The sequence below is a fragment of the Ruegeria sp. C2 genome (assembly GCF_056537765.1).
The window spans coordinates 192906-208709 of record NZ_JBQFRZ010000001.1; the positions used below are offsets into that span (position 1 = coordinate 192906).

Consider the following 15804-nt stretch of genomic DNA (forward strand, 5'->3'; position numbering starts at 1 on the left):
AATCGCCAATGCGCGATTGCCCCCGGCGAGGCTTTGGCATAATCACCTTTTGATGTCGAAATTCACCTTTAAAGGTTAAACAATGCGCCTCAGCCGTTACTTTCTGCCCGTTCTCAAGGAAAACCCCTCCGAGGCTCAGATCGTCAGCCACCGGCTGATGCTGCGCGCAGGAATGATCAAGCAGGCTGCGGCCGGGATTTATTCCTGGTTGCCTCTGGGCTTCAAAGTCTTGCGCAAGCTGGAAAACATCGTGCACGAGGAACAGGCGCGGGCAGGGCATATCGCGATCCAGATGCCGATCCTGCAATCGGCAGACCTGTGGCGCGAATCCGGACGCTATGATGACTACGGTCAGGAAATGCTGCGGATGAAAGACCGGCATGACCGCGACATGCTCTATACTCCGACGGCCGAAGAACTGGTGACCGATATCTTCCGCGGTCATGTAAGCAGCTACAAAGATCTGCCGCTGACGCTCTACCAGATCCAGTGGAAGTTCCGCGACGAAATCCGCCCGCGTTTCGGCGTGATGCGGGGGCGCGAGTTCTATATGAAGGACGGCTACAATTTCGACCTGACCAAAGAGGACGCGCTGCACGCCTATAACCGCCATCTGGTCAGCTATCTGCGCACCTATGAACGCATGGGTCTGCAAGCCATCCCGATGCGTGCAGACTCAGGCCCGATCGGCGGAGACGACACCCACGAATTCCTCGTGCTCGCAGATACCGGGGAATCCGAGGTGTTCTATGACAGCGCAGTCACCGATCTGACCTTTGGCGACCGCGAGATCGACTATGACAGCCGCGAGCAGTGCCAGGCGATCCTCGAAGAGTTCACCTCGAAATACGCGCGCACCGACGAAACTCATGACGAAGCGCTGTTCAACCAGATCCCGGAAGAGCGTCGCCGCGTGGCGCGCGGTATCGAAGTTGGCCAGATCTTCTATTTCGGTACCAAGTATTCCGAACCTCTGGGCGCAACCGTCCAAGGACCGGATGGCAAGCCGGTTCCCGTTCACATGGGCAGCCATGGTATCGGCGTCAGCCGCCTGATCGGCGCAATCATCGAGGCCAGCCATGACGACAAGGGCATCATCTGGCCCGAAGGCGTGACACCGTTCCATTGCGGCATTGTGAACCTGAAGCAAGGTGACGAAGAGGCGGACGCGGCTTGCGAGAAAATCTACGGCGCGCTGACGGCGCTGGGCTTGGAGCCGCTTTATGATGATCGGAATGAACGGGCGGGGGGCAAGTTTGCCACCATGGACCTGATCGGTCTGCCGTGGCGGATCACCGTGGGTCCGCGTGGTCTGAAGAACGGTGTGGTTGAACTGACCTGCCGCCGCACGGGTGAAAGCGAAGAACTTAGCCCCGAGGCAGCCGTGACCAAAGTCGCGGAAATCTATCAGGGCATCGCCTGATCAAGGCGATGTAAATTTGATTGCGTGCGTTCAGGGTGCTGGGCGCACCGACACGATGTCCCCATCCGCGTCGCTGCCGCGCGCGATGACAATGGGGCGTCCCATGCGCCGGACCAGATCGCGCAGTTCGAAACCAAGGAACCGCAGGCCGCAAATGCGATCTCCGGTCTTTCGGTCCGTGATGCACAGACGTCCCTGACGAAATGCCAGATGATATCCCTTGTCTTTGAGAATATCTGCCAGGCTGGACCAGCTTGCTGCGCTGCTGAACAAGGGGCGGATCGCGGCCCTTAACAATGCGGCGCTTTCACAATCCAATTCCGTTGCTGCTGGCCGGGCTATAAACGGGCCCGATCCTTCTATGTGTTCCTGAATACTCATTGAGCGTACCTCCGCTCTTAACTCTTTAAAATGTGTCCCCCAAATATAGGGTACAAAGTTTCTCACAATAATCAATTTGTGAAATAAAATTGCGCGTCCAATGTTGCGATTGTGACTCAGTTGACCCGCTAACGTTTCACATTGACTTCATAGCTGAAACAATAAGCCCTTGTCTGTGAAGGTGTTCACAACCACCGGTATAATTGAAATTCGAACCTTTCCCGCGAAGACAGAGCCGTCAGACATGAGCTCATATCGATTCGGGTTCCGAGCCGCGCCCAGTGAGCCGCAGATTTGCCGAGCCGGGTTCACGAGGTGAGAACCGGCTTGACCATTGGGCGAAATGCCGAGAGGGTCGCGCCAAACCGATCACCGAGGCAGCATGGCCAAGACACCACCGCCCTTCGCCCCATTCGAATGGAAAATCGCCTGGCGCTATCTGCGTGCCCGCCGCGCCGAGGGCGGCGTCAGCGTGATGACGTGGATTTCGCTGATCGGGATCACGCTGGCGGTGTTTGCGCTGATCGCGACGCTGGCGGTGCGGTCCGGGTTCCGGTCAGAATTCGTGGGCACCATTCTGGGGGCCAACGCGCATGTCACCGTTTTCTCGGCAGGTGAGGTCAATGCACAGGGTCGGCTGGATCGCACCATCACTGATTTCGACGGTATGGCGGATCGGATCGCACAGGTGCCGGGGGTCGAGCGTGCCGCCCCGCTTGTCAAAGGACAGGTATTGATCACCAACGCCGACCGCAGCGCGGGCGTGCAGGTCTTTGGCATCCGCCCCGACGATCTGGCCGACTTGCCGGGTATCGCCGAGAGCGAGCAAGCCTATGGTGACCTGTCCCGGTTCGCCGAAGGTATCGCCATCGGTTCGGGCGTGGCACGATCCATCGGGGCGACGGTGGGGGATCGGGTAAAGCTGACCTCGCCCAATGGGGTGAAAACCGCTTTTGGGACGTCTCCACGCGTGAACGCTTATGAGGTGGTCTATGTCTTCTCCGCCGGGCGCTACGACATCGACCGCACCCGGGTCTACATGCCGTTTGCCGAGGCGCAGAGTTTCTTCAACCGTGAAGGTGTGGCGGACGAGATCGAGGTGATGGTCGAACGCCCGGAAGAGCTGACGCCGATCCTGATCCCGATCCTCGAAGCCGCTGGAGAGCGCAGCCAGATCTGGACCTGGCAGGACGCCTCGGGCGGGTTCCTGCGCGCGTTAGAGGTCGAAGACAACGTGATGTTCATCATTCTGTCGATCCTCGTGCTGATCGCGGCGATGAACATCGTGTCGGGCCTGATCATGTTGGTGAAGAACAAGGGCCGTGACATTGGCATCCTACGCACAATCGGACTCAGCGAAGGCTCGGTGTTGCGGGTGTTCTTCATCTGCGGCGCGTTCACAGGTATCATCGGCACCGCGATGGGGGTCATTCTGGGGTGTCTCTTCGCGATCTACATCGACCCGATTTTCTCGTTCGTGAACTACATCATGGGTGGTGGCGTCTGGGACCCCTCCATTCGCGGCATCTATGCCTTGCCCGCTGAATTGCATCTGAGCGATGTTCTGAAGGCCATCGGCCTGTCACTGGGCCTGTCCTTCCTCGTCACTTATTTTCCGGCCCGCCGTGCGGCCCGGCTGAACCCGGTTGAGGCGCTGCGCTATGAATGATGTGACGCTGAGGCTGAACAGCCTGACCAAAACCTATCTTCCGGGCACGCCCGGCGAGGTTCAGGTGCTGCGCGGTGCCGATCTGGAACTGCGCGCGGGTGAGGCCGTGGCGCTGGTTGCGCCATCAGGCGCGGGCAAATCGACCCTGCTGCATATCGCGGGCTTGCTGGACACGCCGGATACCGGCGAGGTCGAGATCGCAGGGCAGGGGGCAACGGGCAAAGGAGACCGCACACGCACGGCGATCCGGCGGCGCGACGTGGGCTTTGTCTACCAATTCCATCACCTGCTGCCCGAGTTTACGGCGCTTGAGAATATCGTACTGCCGCAACTGGCCAACGGCGCATCAGAAAAAACGGCACAGACGCGGGCGATGCAGTTGCTTGACCGTGTCGGCGTCGCGGCGCGCGCAGATCATCGGCCAGCGGCCTTGTCGGGCGGGGAACAACAGCGTGTGGCCTTTTGCCGGGCGCTGGCCAATCAGCCGCGCGTGCTGCTGGCGGATGAGCCAACCGGCAATCTGGACCCCGAAACCTCGGATCAGGTGTTTGCGGCGTTGATGGCGCTGGTGAGGGACGAGGGGCTCTCGGCGCTGATCGCCACGCATAACCTTGATCTGGCGGCGCGGATGGACCGCGTGTTGCGGCTGGAGGGGGGCGTGCTCAGGCCAGCTGCGTGATTGCGACACCGATCGCCATCACCGCAATGCCGCCCGCCCGCATCAGGGTCAGCGGTGTGACCTGAGCGCCGAACAGGCCGAAATGGTCAATCGCTGCCGTGCTGATCAACTGGCCCAGCAGCACAAAAAACACCGCATTGCCCACCCCGAAATGCGGAGCGACATGGGTGATCGACAGCACGTAAAACGCGATCAGAATACCGCCCAACAGCAGATGTCGCGGGGCTTGCGCGATCTTGGCGAAGGCTTCACCGCCACCGAGCACCAGCAGCGCCAGGGCCGAGGCCACAAAAGCGATGGCAAACAGGACCACCGCCGCCGCATTGGGTGATCCGATCAGCCTGCCCAAGGCAGCGTTCAGGGCGGCAAGGATGGGAACGCCGATCCCTGCGGCCAGCATGATGGCTGCGTATTGTGTCATTGCCTTTGATCCCTGCTCCGGTTTCGTTGATCTGGATCATTGCGCCCGCAAGGCTGTCGGGCAAGTCTCGATTTGCAAGGCAGAAGGAAGAAAAGCATGATCCGGTCGACACTTGGCGCAGCTTCGCTGGCTGCGCTCTTTACGATACCGCAATCCGCATTGGCGCAGGACGTCGAAGCGGGGGCTGAGCTTTATCAGCACTATTGCGCCACCTGTCACGGGTTGGACGCAACAGGGCACGGGCCGATGGCCGGGGTGCTGGTAATCCAGCCAACAAATCTGAAGGTTCTGGCCGATGCGGATGGTGTCTTCCCGACCGCTCGTGTGGTGTCGCGGATCGACGGACGCGATCCTTTGGTCAGCCACGGCAGCCCCATGCCTGTCTATGGCCCCTTTTTTGAAGGCAATGACACCGCGATCAAAACCCCGGCCGGACAGCCCATCCTGACCAGCAAGCCCATCGCCGATCTGGTCGCCTTTCTGAAAACCCTGCAAGAGGGCTGAGCCTCAGCGGCAGATGCCTTCAACCTCTACCCCCGCCCAAGGCAACTCCACGGCGCTTTCGCGCCTGTTGCCAGGTAAGGTCGAAACATCGAAATGCGCGCTCAGCATATCGTGCAGCCGTTTGGTGCGCGGTGCATCCGGGTCCAGTGCACGACAGCAGACATATTCCTCGACAATGGCACCCTGCTGTTCGAAGCCGTAGGACAGGAAGTCGGGCGACGTCTCCAGATCGAACAGATAAGGGTCGTCGTTGCGCCCGTGCTCAGCCGCGGCGCGCAACGGATGGTAGCCTGTGACCTCGCGATTCTGCCATTGCCATACGTGGGTTAACTCATGCGCCAGCAACATCGCGGCGATCAGGTTCACTCGCTCGGGGTATTGCGACATGTAATCGTCCAGATACCAGTCGCGGGTAAAGTACACCCGATTGAACAGTGCAACGGCTGCGGGCCTCCCGGTGACGACTTCCTCTTTCACCGGCGGCAGAATCCGCTCGCGACAAGCCAACCTCGGGCGGGCCTTGCGTTTATATGTGATCGCCGCGACCGGAGCGCCCTCGACCAGTCGCACCCGATCGAGGTTCAGCGTATCGCCCTGAATGTTCGCGGCAAATGCGCGTTCATGCTCGGTCAGGGGGCGACCGCAGGATGCAAATAGCAACATGATCAAAATCAGCAGGGGGCGGGCCATATTACAAAGCCTAATACGCCCGCCCGTCTCTGCAAGCCGTTTTCACAAGCTCATCGCCAGAACCCGGCTGATTTCGGTCAGTGAGCGCCCGGATTGGTCCATCCAGGTGTTGAATGCCTCCTGAACTGCCGCCATGGCCTTTTTCGATGTGGCGGGTTTATCGATGACCCCTTCGGCGATCAGCCGCGCAGTCACATCGCGGGACAGCATGAAACCGTCCCGTCCGGCAAAGCGCATCGCGAATTGAGCGGTTGTACCGCCCAGTCGTGAGCCGCGTTTGCCCAGCATTGCCAACAGGCCGATGAAATCCGTTGAAGGCCACCCGCCCAGCACCTGCCCAGCACCGCCTTCTTCTCTCAGTTCCAGCAAAAAGGCCGCGTTGTCGCGCACGGCGGCAATCTTGGTTCCGTTGCGCACAATCCGCGTGTCCTGCAGCAAGGCGTCGAATTTCTCGTCATCCATAAAGGCGCAACGCCCGACATCGAATCCGTCGAAGGCGGTCTCAAAGCCCTCCCATTTCGACTCGATGACCTTCCAGTTGAATCCGGCCTGAAACACGGTCTTGGTGATGATGGACAGCCACCGATCCTCAGGCAGTGCTGCAAGCTCGGCAGGGGTTTTCGGTTTGCTCAGCTTGGCCTCCAATGCATCGGGCCCGCCATGACGGTTGGCCGCCATATCAAAGATATCGTCAAAATGATGCATTGCCTGATCTCCCTTCGCTCGAAGTTGGTCTTATTTGAGTTCGCGTGACAAGGGTGATTGTGGCGTCGCAGCTGCAGAGTCTTTTTATAATTGACTAGTCAATCAATATCCCTAACCTGGCGACATGAACGGTACCTTGCTTATGCATGAGAAAGCGGTCGGGACTGGATAAGTGGGCTGACTTTGAGCCCGGCGCGGAAACTTGCGGCGGGTTTTACTGTTCCCTTTCCTTTTCCGGTCGAATTTGTGCATGTTGCGTCAGGTGCTATTACCATTGAATTCCCCAGCGTACTTTGGTGCGATGAAGGGCAAGTAGAATAAAACAGGGAGTAAAATCATGAAAAAGCTTAGCGTAAGCCTTTTGGCCCTCGCCGTTGCCGGGTCGGCCCAGGCCGCCGACATGGGCGCGGTGGACGAGCCGATCAAGCTGGCGATCAACGAGTGGACCGGTCAGCATGTCACCACACATGTGGCGGGTGAGATGCTGAAGGCCGCAGGCTACAACGTGGAGTACGTGACCGCCGGTATGATGAATCAGTTCCAGGCGCTGGCGGATGGTGACATCGACGCGACGCTGGAAATCTGGTCCTCCAACGTGTCCGACGAATATGCCAAGAAGATCGACGAGGGCACTGTTGTCGAAATCGGTGATCTGGGCCTGAATGCCAAGGAAGGTATTGCCTATCCCGCACACGTGGCTGAACTGTGCCCGGGCCTGCCCGCCTGGGAAGCGCTGAAAGAGTGTGCTCAGGTCTTTGCAACGGCTGAAACTCTGCCCGGTGGCCGTCTGGTCGACTACCCCGCCGATTGGGGTACACCGGGTGCTGATCGTATGACCGGTCTTGAGCTTCCCTTCAAAGCCGTTCCTGCCGGTTCCGAAGGCGCGCTGATCGCTGAACTGCGTGCGTCGACCGAGCGTAAGTCGCCGCTGCTCATCACCTTCTGGCAGCCGCATTGGGCGATGTCGGCCTACGACGTGCAGTTCGTTGAACTGCCTGCGGGCGAAGAGGCGTGCTTTAACGATCCCGCATGGGGCCCGAACCCCAACGCGGTAAACGATTGCGACTTCTCGCCTTCGCGCATCTTCAAAGCGGGCTGGAGCGGCATGGCAGACAAATGGCCCGCCGCCTATGAGATCCTGACCAACTATCAGTTGTCGGTCGAAGATCAGCAACCGATGATGGGCGCGATTGACGTCGACGGTGGCGCGGTCGAAGAAGTCGTTGCGGCATGGATGGCCGAAAACGAAGACAAGTGGCGTCCGGTCGTTGACGCGGCAACGCAGTGAGCTTGCCTAAGTGACTGACGCTACGACGCCAGCCATCGCCTGCCAGAACCTCTGGCAGGTGTTTGGCACCGGTGCTGACAAAGCCCTGGCCGACGCGCTGTCTCGGTCAGGGAATGACGCCGACAAAGCCGCCACCGATCTGCGTGAACAGGGTTTCATCCCCGCCGTTCAGGACGCCAATTTCGAGGTCAAAGAGGGCGAGCTTTTCGTCATCATGGGCCTGTCTGGTTCAGGTAAATCGACGCTGATCCGATGCATCTCGCAATTGCTGCCCGGTACGGGTGGTGAAATCCGTGTGGATGGCGAGAACGTCATCGGCGCGTCCAAGAAGGTGCTGACCGATCTGCGGCGCAAGAAGCTGGGCATGGTATTCCAGCATTTCGGCTTGTTCCCGCATATGACCGTGGCTGAAAACGTGGCCTATCCGCTGCGGGTGCAGGGCGTAGGCAAAAAGGAACGTCTGGCCCGCGCGCAGGAAGTGATTTCTCTGGTTGGTCTGGAAGGCCGCGAAGACAGCTTCCCCCGGCAGCTTTCAGGCGGCCAGCGCCAGCGCGTGGGGATCGCGCGCAGCCTTGCGGTGAACCCGGACATCTGGTTCCTGGACGAGCCGTTCTCGGCTCTCGATCCGCTGATCCGCCGCCAGTTGCAGGACGAATTCCTGCGCATTCAGGCGACGTTGAAGAAATCCATCGTCTTCATCACCCACGACATTCAAGAGGCGCTGAAGCTGGCCGACCGCATCGCCATCATGCGCGATGGCAAGATCGTTCAGATCGGCACGCCCACGGATATCGTTTTGCGCCCGGTAGACGACTATGTGCGCGAATTCTCGAAGGATGTGGCCAAAGGTCAGCACGCCAAGGTTGCTTCGGTTATGCGGGACGAGACCGGCTGCGGCCCCGATGATCCTGGCCTGACCACCTCGATGACGCTGGATGCCGCGCTTGCGCATTGCATGGAACTTTATGAGCCCGTGCCCGTTCGTGATGCAGACGGCAATGTTGTCGGCACGGTTCATCCGTCCGATCTCGCCGCCGCCTTGCAGGTGGATGAAGCATGACCGCCGTGACGGACATCCCCGCGCAGCAAGCGCGCCTGACCGCAGGGGCGCAGGCTGCCCTGATCACCGTGATCGTTGGCGCGGTTTGTCTCGCGCTGGAGGGCGTGGCCCCGTGGCTGGTCAAATGGCCCGCCGCGTGGGAACTGCCTGCAACCCAATGGGTCGGGGCGTTTCTCGACTGGTTTCTGAATGGTATCAAACCGGCCATGCGGCTGTTTTCGGACCTGATGACCTATCCGATGGATGCTGCCAACTATGTGCTGGGCAACACCCCTTGGCCGATCCTGATCGGCATCGTGACTGCCCTCGGCTGGTATCTGGGTGGTTTGCCGATGGCGGCACTGGGCTTTATCGGCCTCAGTTTCGTTCTGGCCTCGGGCTATTGGGCCGAGAGCATGAACACGCTGGCCCTTGTCGCCGTATCCGTGCCCGTTGCTCTGATCATGGGCGGCGCGATTGGTATCCTCGCCAACGAAGTCCCGCGCGTGAAGGTGTTTGTGCAAGCGGTGCTGGATATCATGCAAACCGTGCCGACCTTTGCCTACCTGACGCCGCTGCTGCTGCTCTTTGGTTTTGGTCCGGTGGTCGGCCTGATCGCCTCGGCCATCTATGCGGCGCCGCCTATGGCGCGTAACGTGATGCTGGGGCTGGAACGGGTCGAATCCGAGATCAAAGAGGCCGCCATCATGTCCGGCGGCACTCGGATCCAACAACTGTTTCAGGTCGAAATCCCCGCCGCCACGACACAGATCATGGTCGGTGTGAACCAGTGCCTGATGGCCGCCCTGTCGATGGTCATCATTGCCGCCGTCATCGGTGGCTTCAACGACATCGGATGGGAGGTTCTGCTGACCATGCGCAAGGCGCAGTTCGGTGAATCCCTGATGGCTGGCCTCGTTATCGTCGTCTTCGCTGTTGTTATCGACCGGATGAGCGGTACTCTGGCCACCGAGCGCAAACGCTATGACAGCCGCGTTGTCTGGGCGATGCTGGGTTTTGCCGTGCTGTTCACAGCCGCCTTTTGGGCGTGGCTGCCGAACCCGTCCGAGCTGACCGTGCTGGACCCGATGGCCGGGGCCATCGACAGCGGCCTGACCGCGTTCACGCAGGCCAACGGGCCGTGGCTGGATGCGCTCAAGAACAACTCGCTGTTCTATGTGCTTCTGCCGCTGCGGATCGGACTGGATCAGGCAGTGCTGCCCTTCACTTGGGGTTTTGCATGGACACCGGCCATGAGCTACGGCCTCTTTGCCATTGGTGCCGCAATTGCCCTTTTGATGGCATGGCGCGGGCACCTGACCGGAGGGCTGGTGGTTCTGATCCTGATCGGCATGCTGGAAACCGGTATTGCCAACCTGCCATGGCCCTTTGTCCTGACCGGCGCTGCCGCTTTGGGCTGGGTCGCCGGAGGCTGGCGGCTTGCAGCGCTTTCGGTGGGGCTGCTCTGCACCATCCTCGTTTCGGGCTTGTGGGAACGCGCCTTGCTGTCGCTTTACCTCAGCGGCGCGGCGGTGTTCTTCTGCGCCGTGCTGGGCGGGCTGATCGGTCTGGCCAGTGCGGTCTGGTCGCCGGTCTGGACCATCGTGCGCCCGATCTGCGACATGCTGCAGACGATCCCGCTGTTCGTGTTCCTGATCCCGGTTCTGATGGTGTTCCAGATCGGAGAATTCTCGGCTTTCCTCGCCATCTGCGCTTACGCCATCGTCCCGATGATCCGCTACACGCGACACGGGCTGGTCAACACGCCCGAGGAAATGATGGAGGCCGCCATCTCCAGCGGAGCGACCGAGTGGCAGATCATGCGTGACGTGCGCGCGCCTTATGCTGCGCCGACCATCCTGCTGGGTCTGAACCAGACCATTCTTTACGCCTTTGCGATGCTGGTGATCGCGGCGCTGATCGGTACCACCGGTCTGGGTCAGTCGATCTATCTGGCGCTGGGACAGGCGGATGTGGGGCTCGGCATCTCCGCCGGGGCAGCGATGGCCATTCTGGCCCTGATCGCCGATCGCATGGTGCAGGGCTTTGCCGAGGAGCGCCGCAAGGCGCTGGGCCTGTAAAATAGGGCAGGGGCGGGCAACCGCCCCAGGCCTCACTTGATTTTGGACAAAGACCAGCGCGCATCCATCCCCTAAACCGGGCGCGACACGTTCGGAGATGACCATGACCGGTTGGGGCTTTTTCCTCGCAGCGCTTGCCACCTTTCTTCTCAGCCACATGATCCCGGCGCGCCCGGCAGTACGTGGCTGGCTGATAGGCACGCTGGGCCGTACCGGGTATTTCGCGACCTATTCACTGGTCTCGTTGGCTGTTCTGGGCTGGCTGGTCATCGCCGCCGCCAACGCACCTTATGTCGAGGTCATCCCGCCATTCCCGCTTCTCCGCTGGATACCACTGCTGGCCATGCCCATCGTTTGCTGGTTGGCCATTGTAGGGCTGTCGATCCAGAACCCGTTCTCGTTCGGCGGGCTGGGGCATCGCCCGTTCGATCCCGAAAACCCCGGTATCCTGCGGACCACGCGCCACCCGATCCTTGTGGCGCTGATGCTCTGGGCGGTTGCGCACTTGCTGGCCAATGGCAGCCTGTCGCATGTCATCCTGTTTGGCCTGTTCGCCGGATTTGCCGCGATGGGCATGGGGCTGATCGACCGGCGCACCGCCCGCAACATGGGGCCAGACTGGCCTCGCCTGTCCCGCAACACTGCACGCCTGTCCCTGCGCGTGCCCCGGCCATGGCCACGTCTTTGGGTCTGGCTGACAGCCTTCGCGACTTATGCGGCCCTCCTGTATCTGCACGAAGCTGTGATCGGGCTTTCTCCGCTGCCCTGATGCCTTAGAGTGGCCGAACCACCTTATGCGTGCTATCTGATCTGTCACCATCCGAAGTCTTGAGGTCCCAAAATGCATCTGGCCTATGTCACAACCACCGATCGCGGTGCCACCGACCGCCTGCTCAGCGCCTTTGCCGAGGCTTTGACAGATACGGGCACTGCGCTGGCCGGAGTGGTGCAAACCAACACCGAATGCGCCGAAGGTTACAAATGCGATATGGACCTGAAGGTACTGCCCACCGGCGAGATCATCCGCATCTCGCAGTCCTTGGGCAAGAACGCGCGCGGCTGCCGTCTGGACCCGGCCGAACTTGAGCGTGCTGTCGGTCTGGTCACGCAATCGCTGGACAACGCACCGCAGCTTCTGATCATCAACAAATTCGGCAAGCACGAGGCGGACGGTCGCGGATTCCGCCCGCTTATTGCCGACGCGTTGGAACGCGGGATTCCGGTGCTGGTGGGCCTCAATCAGCTCAACATCGAACGGTTTCAGGAATTCGCAGGCGGCATGGCGGATGCGCTTGATCCCGATCTGGGCAGCCTGACCGACTGGCTCGACAATATCACCCAGACCGGCGCGCAGCGGACGGCCTGAACGCACCGATTGTGCAATTCCGCGCTGCGCTTGACTGTCACGGTTACGGAAGCGTGAAAAAACTGGACTTGTGTCCTTGCTTCAGGTCTAGCTTCGGCAAGCGAAGCACCCGGTGACCTGCAAGTTGCAGACGCGCCGGGCAAGTCGGGGCGCGCCATGACCAATTTTCAGTCGGGCTCTTATCATCCGCTATCTGTCGATGGTGGTTTGAAGCCGCGATTATGGGCAACAGATCGCTTCTGGCTCGGGCTTTTCACCAGCTACTTTCTTCTGCACGTTGTCCTGCGGCTTGCCACCGGCGGTGCGCTTGGGTTGGACGAGGCCGAAATCCTGCTGGACGCCCGTCAGCTGGATTGGGGCTACGGCCCGCAACTGCCGCTTTATGCCTGGCTGCAATGGGCGGTGTTTCAGATCACCGGCCCCGGCCTTCTTGGTCTGTCACTGCTGAAAAACGGAATATTGCTGGCCACGGTGGCCACGCTCTACCTGACCATCCGCACCCGGCAAACGCCACCGATCGCGGGGCTGGCTGTGCTGTCATTACTGATGCTCTATCAGGTCAGTTGGGAATCGCAGCGCGCGCTGACACATACCGTTCTGGCCAATCTCTGTTCGGTACTCAGCATTGCGGCGATTTGGCACCTGATCCGCAACCCTTCGACCAAGGGCTACGTTCTGCTGGGCGTGGTGATCGCGGCGGGTGGGTTGTCGAAGTACAATTACGCCATCGCGCTGCTGGCCATGCTGCTGGCCGCGCTCAGCCATTCTGAGACACGTAAACCGTTCCTGTCGGTCCGCATACTGCTGTCGTTTGGTATCGCGGGTCTGCTGCTGACACCACCGATGCTGTGGATTCTCAACAACCCGGAGCTTGCTTTTGCAAGTTCGCATAAGCTCGACATGACCAGCACCGGGCCTGTCGCCCTGATCGCGGTGCAAGGCGTGGCCGAGCTTCTGCTGGCCGCGCTGAGCTTTGTGGCGCTTCTTCTGGTCGTCCTTGGCGCGCTTTGGCTGATCTACCGCGAACAGGGTGCGGCGGTTCCCGCGGATGACCTGTTGCGCTTGATGGTGCGAACTCTGGTCTGGGCGCTGGCCCTCATGGCGCTGATTGTGGTGTTCAGCGGCAGTACCAATGTGAAGGACCGCTGGCTGCAACCGTTTCTGATTTTTGCGGGCCCTGCCATCGCACTATGGCTCCTGCCGCGGATCGGAGCACCCGGTACCCGCAAATTCGCTCAGTTGATCGCGTGTCTGGCAGGGCTGATCTGCCTCGCGATTCTGCACTATAACCTGGCCGGAGACGCCAAACGCGCAGCACCCTTTGCTGAGCTGACATCGCAGATACTCGCGCAATCTCCGCCCGATGCGTCCATTGTCGCGCAGAATTGGCTGGCGGGTAACATCGCCTATCTAAACCCCGGGCAAGCGATCTATAGCGAGCGCGGCATGCAGCCGTCGGGCCCGGTCCTGCGGGTGTGGGAGGCGGATAGGAAAGCTCCGGAAGATATCGATCCGGCGCGCGTTGTCACGGTGACGGCCCCATATCGTTTTGACGATGGTGAAGAAATGTCGCTGTCTTTCGCGCCGGTCGCGGAATAACCCGGTCCACGGGCCGAAGATGCGCGAATTTGTTGGGGAAGAAGATGGTGGGCGACCCTGGAATCGAACCAGGCGTGCGTCTCCGCGAGGGAGTTACAGTCCCCTGCCACACCTTGCGGCCTGTCGCCCACTGTCAGGCGTTGCACCTGACGTGGAGGCGTGATTACTAGCGCGTCTAAAGGGCGTCAACAGGAAAATACTGCTTTGACGCAGGAAACCGAATTCCCGGCCCGGAGGCCCGTGACATGAAGAAACCAAAGTGGGTCGTTGAGAAGGAACAGGCACGCAAAGCAACGGCCTCGGAGACCGTCTGGCTGTTCGGCCTGCATGCAGTTCGCGATGCATTGATGAACCCGAAACGGCAAAAACTGCGCCTGATCGTAACCCGGAACGCGCGTGATAAACTGGCGGAAGCCATTGATTTTGCTGGGATCGAGGCCGAAATGGTCGATCCGCGCAAATTTACAGCTCCGATTGATCCCGGTTCGGTCCACCAAGGGGCGGCGCTTGAGGTGAAACCGCTGGATTGGGGCGGGCTTGCGGAAAACTGTATCGGGCGGGAAAACCCGCGCGTGCTGCTTCTGGACCGCGTCACCGATCCGCATAACGTTGGGGCGATTCTGCGCTCGGCCGAGGTGCTGGGCGCCAGCGCCGTAATCGGTACGCGGCACCATTCGGCGCCCGAGACCGGCGCGCTGGCCAAAACTGCCAGCGGCGCGCTGGAACGCCAGCCCTATCTGAGGGTGCGCAATCTGGCCGATACAATCGTGGAGTTGCAGAATATGGGTTTTCTGGTGCTCGGGCTCGACGGCGAGGCGGAGGAAACCATCGAGACCGCTCTTCACGACAAACGCAAGCAGCCGGTCGCGCTGGTTTTGGGGGCCGAGGGGCCGGGTCTGCGGCAAAAGACCAAAGAGACGGTGGATCAACTGGTCAAGATTGACGCGGCGGGTGGATTTGGGTCACTCAACGTCTCAAATGCCGCGGCGATTGCCCTATATGCGTCACAGCACAGATGACAGGAGGCCCCAATTTCCACCTCGCATAAAATCGCCACCTGCTGCTATTGCGGCACCCGCGCTACACTGGTTCTGAGGGGCAAGCAGCAGCATGAGCTGAGCTGCTCAAGCTGTGGTGCGCCGCTACACAACCTCAAGATGGTGCCCAAGTCCAAGCTGGTTGATCGGCCTGATGGAAAATACAAACCCGCACGAAAACCCCAGAAGTATAAGAAAAAGAAGAAGAAAAGCCTGTTTTCGCGCGTGCTGGACGAAGCCTGGGATGTGATCGAGGATGTGTTCGACTAGCGAATGTTCACATCGGCGTCATAGGGGTTTCGAAGCAACCAGGAAATATGCATTTTAGAATCTTCGAAGATCAAGCCCATGAATCACCTGATGTTGTCCCGTCGTTCCTTTGTAACCAGTTTGACCTGCCTTGCAGCCGCGCCAATGGCTCTGGCGCAGGACAATCCTATGTTTTACGTCGACAAAGGCGCGGCGGTCTCGGGTTACGACGCGGTCTCTTACTTTCAGGTCGGATCTCCGGTGCCGGGCGATCCGGATATAGCCTTGATCTGGAAAGGTGCCCGCTGGCAGTTTGCCTCCGAAGACAATCGCGATCGGTTTGAACGAAACCCGCGCGCCTTTGCACCGCAGTTTGGTGGCTACTGTGCCTATGCGATGATCAAGGGCTGGCTCAGCAGTACGGACCCGAAGGCGTGGCAGATTGTTCAGGGCAAGCTCTACCTCACGCATTCCGTGGAAATAGAACGTATCTGGAAGCAAAACGTATCGCAGAATATCAGAAAGGCCGAGGTCCACTGGCCGTCAGCGCTTTACCAGTGATCGGCAGTTTTCCGCATTTCGTGATCTGTCATCACAAAAATGAGCGCACCCTCTTTTTTTTGCCGAACTCGTGCTTAAATGTCACAGTGACCGCGGAATGGAACTGCCGCGG

The 15804-nt window shown here is 60.1% G+C and carries 17 protein-coding genes and 1 tRNA gene; 13 read left to right on the forward strand and 5 right to left on the reverse strand.

Annotated elements, in window-relative coordinates; translation table 11 throughout:
- Positions 1-82 precede the first annotated feature (82 nt).
- A complete protein-coding gene (gene proS / locus ACR0IV_RS00980; RefSeq protein ID WP_480470411.1) occupies positions 83-1423 on the forward strand; it encodes a proline--tRNA ligase in 1341 nt (446 codons plus the stop codon).
- Between the two features lie 30 nt (positions 1424-1453).
- Here the strand turns inward: proS and ACR0IV_RS00985 are convergent, their stop codons facing one another.
- Positions 1454-1804 (reverse strand): hypothetical protein, encoded by a 351-nt coding sequence (locus ACR0IV_RS00985; protein WP_480470410.1) that lies wholly within the window; start codon positions 1802-1804, stop codon positions 1454-1456.
- 382 nt (positions 1805-2186) lie between these two features.
- On the opposite strand from ACR0IV_RS00985, the gene ACR0IV_RS00990 reads away from it, so the two are divergent.
- Positions 2187-3473, forward strand: coding sequence for a lipoprotein-releasing ABC transporter permease subunit (locus ACR0IV_RS00990; protein ID WP_480658325.1), 1287 nt, complete (start codon positions 2187-2189; stop codon positions 3471-3473).
- Complete coding sequence (locus ACR0IV_RS00995; protein WP_480658324.1) at positions 3466-4152, forward strand: ABC transporter ATP-binding protein; 687 nt, start codon at positions 3466-3468, stop codon at positions 4150-4152. The genes ACR0IV_RS00990 and ACR0IV_RS00995 overlap by 8 nt, the downstream gene beginning before the upstream one ends.
- Here the strand turns inward: ACR0IV_RS00995 and ACR0IV_RS01000 are convergent.
- Complete coding sequence (locus ACR0IV_RS01000; protein WP_480658323.1) at positions 4136-4573, reverse strand: DMT family transporter; 438 nt, start codon at positions 4571-4573, stop codon at positions 4136-4138. The two genes, ACR0IV_RS00995 and ACR0IV_RS01000, sit on opposite strands and share 17 nt — an antisense overlap.
- 96 nt (positions 4574-4669) lie before the next feature.
- Here ACR0IV_RS01000 and ACR0IV_RS01005 point away from each other — a divergent pair, with 96 nt between their 5' ends.
- Positions 4670-5077, forward strand: coding sequence for a c-type cytochrome (locus ACR0IV_RS01005; RefSeq protein ID WP_480658322.1), 408 nt, complete (start codon positions 4670-4672; stop codon positions 5075-5077).
- Between the two features lie 3 nt (positions 5078-5080).
- On the opposite strand, the gene ACR0IV_RS01010 is transcribed toward ACR0IV_RS01005, so the two are convergent.
- Both ACR0IV_RS01010 and ACR0IV_RS01015 read right to left on the reverse strand, forming a co-directional pair.
- On the reverse strand, positions 5081-5767 hold the full coding sequence (locus tag ACR0IV_RS01010) for a hypothetical protein (RefSeq protein ID WP_480658321.1): 687 nt from the start codon (positions 5765-5767) through the stop codon (positions 5081-5083).
- A gap of 42 nt (positions 5768-5809) precedes the next feature.
- Positions 5810-6472 carry a DNA-3-methyladenine glycosylase I gene (locus tag ACR0IV_RS01015; protein ID WP_480658320.1) on the reverse strand — a complete coding sequence of 221 codons (663 nt, stop codon included), beginning with the start codon at positions 6470-6472 and terminating at the stop codon, positions 5810-5812.
- Between the two features lie 337 nt (positions 6473-6809).
- Here ACR0IV_RS01015 and ACR0IV_RS01020 point away from each other — a divergent pair, with 337 nt between their 5' ends.
- From ACR0IV_RS01020 to ACR0IV_RS01045, 6 genes are all read left to right on the forward strand, one after another.
- On the forward strand, positions 6810-7760 hold the full coding sequence (locus ACR0IV_RS01020) for an ABC transporter substrate-binding protein (protein WP_480470403.1): 951 nt from the start codon (positions 6810-6812) through the stop codon (positions 7758-7760).
- A 10-nt stretch (positions 7761-7770) separates the two neighbouring features.
- Complete coding sequence (locus tag ACR0IV_RS01025; protein ID WP_480658318.1) at positions 7771-8820, forward strand: quaternary amine ABC transporter ATP-binding protein; 1050 nt, start codon at positions 7771-7773, stop codon at positions 8818-8820.
- A complete protein-coding gene (locus ACR0IV_RS01030; protein ID WP_480658317.1) occupies positions 8817-10880 on the forward strand; it encodes an ABC transporter permease in 2064 nt (687 codons plus the stop codon). Before ACR0IV_RS01025 ends, ACR0IV_RS01030 begins: the two co-directional genes overlap by 4 nt.
- Before the next feature lie 103 nt (positions 10881-10983).
- Positions 10984-11649, forward strand: a complete 666-nt coding sequence (locus tag ACR0IV_RS01035; RefSeq protein WP_480658316.1) for an NnrU family protein — start codon at positions 10984-10986, stop codon at positions 11647-11649.
- Between the two features lie 72 nt (positions 11650-11721).
- Positions 11722-12246, forward strand: coding sequence for a DUF2478 domain-containing protein (locus ACR0IV_RS01040; RefSeq protein ID WP_480470399.1), 525 nt, complete (start codon positions 11722-11724; stop codon positions 12244-12246).
- A gap of 156 nt (positions 12247-12402) precedes the next feature.
- Positions 12403-13845, forward strand: coding sequence for an ArnT family glycosyltransferase (locus tag ACR0IV_RS01045; RefSeq protein ID WP_480658315.1), 1443 nt, complete (start codon positions 12403-12405; stop codon positions 13843-13845).
- A gap of 45 nt (positions 13846-13890) precedes the next feature.
- Here ACR0IV_RS01045 and ACR0IV_RS01050 read toward each other — a convergent pair.
- Positions 13891-13974 (reverse strand) — tRNA-Tyr (locus ACR0IV_RS01050).
- A gap of 116 nt (positions 13975-14090) precedes the next feature.
- Here ACR0IV_RS01050 and rlmB point away from each other — a divergent pair.
- The 3 genes from rlmB to ACR0IV_RS01065 all read left to right on the forward strand — a co-directional run bounded on the left by rlmB (position 14091) and on the right by ACR0IV_RS01065 (position 15692).
- Positions 14091-14864 (forward strand): 23S rRNA (guanosine(2251)-2'-O)-methyltransferase RlmB, encoded by a 774-nt coding sequence (gene rlmB, locus ACR0IV_RS01055; protein WP_480658314.1) that lies wholly within the window; start codon positions 14091-14093, stop codon positions 14862-14864.
- Between the two features lie 138 nt (positions 14865-15002).
- Positions 15003-15152, forward strand: a complete 150-nt coding sequence (locus ACR0IV_RS01060) for a hypothetical protein (RefSeq protein ID WP_480658313.1) — start codon at positions 15003-15005, stop codon at positions 15150-15152.
- A gap of 78 nt (positions 15153-15230) precedes the next feature.
- On the forward strand, positions 15231-15692 hold the full coding sequence (locus ACR0IV_RS01065) for a YHS domain-containing (seleno)protein (RefSeq protein WP_480658312.1): 462 nt from the start codon (positions 15231-15233) through the stop codon (positions 15690-15692).
- The last annotated feature ends 112 nt before the right edge of the window (positions 15693-15804 follow it).

Excerpts from the sequence above, each read along its gene's own strand:
- ACR0IV_RS01035 (WP_480658316.1), top strand. The coding sequence starts at position 10,984 with ATGACCGGTTGGGGCTTTTTCCTCGCAGCGCTTGCCACCTTTCTTCTC.
- proS (WP_480470411.1), top strand. The coding sequence starts at position 83 with ATGCGCCTCAGCCGTTACTTTCTGCCCGTTCTCAAGGAAAACCCCTCC.
- ACR0IV_RS00985 (WP_480470410.1), bottom strand. The coding sequence starts at position 1,804 with ATGAGTATTCAGGAACACATAGAAGGATCGGGCCCGTTTATAGCCCGG.
- ACR0IV_RS01015 (WP_480658320.1), bottom strand. The coding sequence starts at position 6,472 with ATGCATCATTTTGACGATATCTTTGATATGGCGGCCAACCGTCATGGC.
- ACR0IV_RS00995 (WP_480658324.1), top strand. The coding sequence starts at position 3,466 with ATGAATGATGTGACGCTGAGGCTGAACAGCCTGACCAAAACCTATCTT.
- ACR0IV_RS01065 (WP_480658312.1), top strand. The coding sequence starts at position 15,231 with ATGAATCACCTGATGTTGTCCCGTCGTTCCTTTGTAACCAGTTTGACC.
- ACR0IV_RS01005 (WP_480658322.1), top strand. The coding sequence starts at position 4,670 with ATGATCCGGTCGACACTTGGCGCAGCTTCGCTGGCTGCGCTCTTTACG.
- ACR0IV_RS01060 (WP_480658313.1), top strand. The coding sequence starts at position 15,003 with ATGGTGCCCAAGTCCAAGCTGGTTGATCGGCCTGATGGAAAATACAAA.
- ACR0IV_RS01030 (WP_480658317.1), top strand. The coding sequence starts at position 8,817 with ATGACCGCCGTGACGGACATCCCCGCGCAGCAAGCGCGCCTGACCGCA.
- ACR0IV_RS01010 (WP_480658321.1), bottom strand. The coding sequence starts at position 5,767 with ATGGCCCGCCCCCTGCTGATTTTGATCATGTTGCTATTTGCATCCTGC.
- rlmB (WP_480658314.1), top strand. The coding sequence starts at position 14,091 with ATGAAGAAACCAAAGTGGGTCGTTGAGAAGGAACAGGCACGCAAAGCA.
- ACR0IV_RS01000 (WP_480658323.1), bottom strand. The coding sequence starts at position 4,573 with ATGACACAATACGCAGCCATCATGCTGGCCGCAGGGATCGGCGTTCCC.
- ACR0IV_RS01045 (WP_480658315.1), top strand. The coding sequence starts at position 12,403 with ATGACCAATTTTCAGTCGGGCTCTTATCATCCGCTATCTGTCGATGGT.
- ACR0IV_RS00990 (WP_480658325.1), top strand. The coding sequence starts at position 2,187 with ATGGCCAAGACACCACCGCCCTTCGCCCCATTCGAATGGAAAATCGCC.
- ACR0IV_RS01040 (WP_480470399.1), top strand. The coding sequence starts at position 11,722 with ATGCATCTGGCCTATGTCACAACCACCGATCGCGGTGCCACCGACCGC.
- ACR0IV_RS01020 (WP_480470403.1), top strand. The coding sequence starts at position 6,810 with ATGAAAAAGCTTAGCGTAAGCCTTTTGGCCCTCGCCGTTGCCGGGTCG.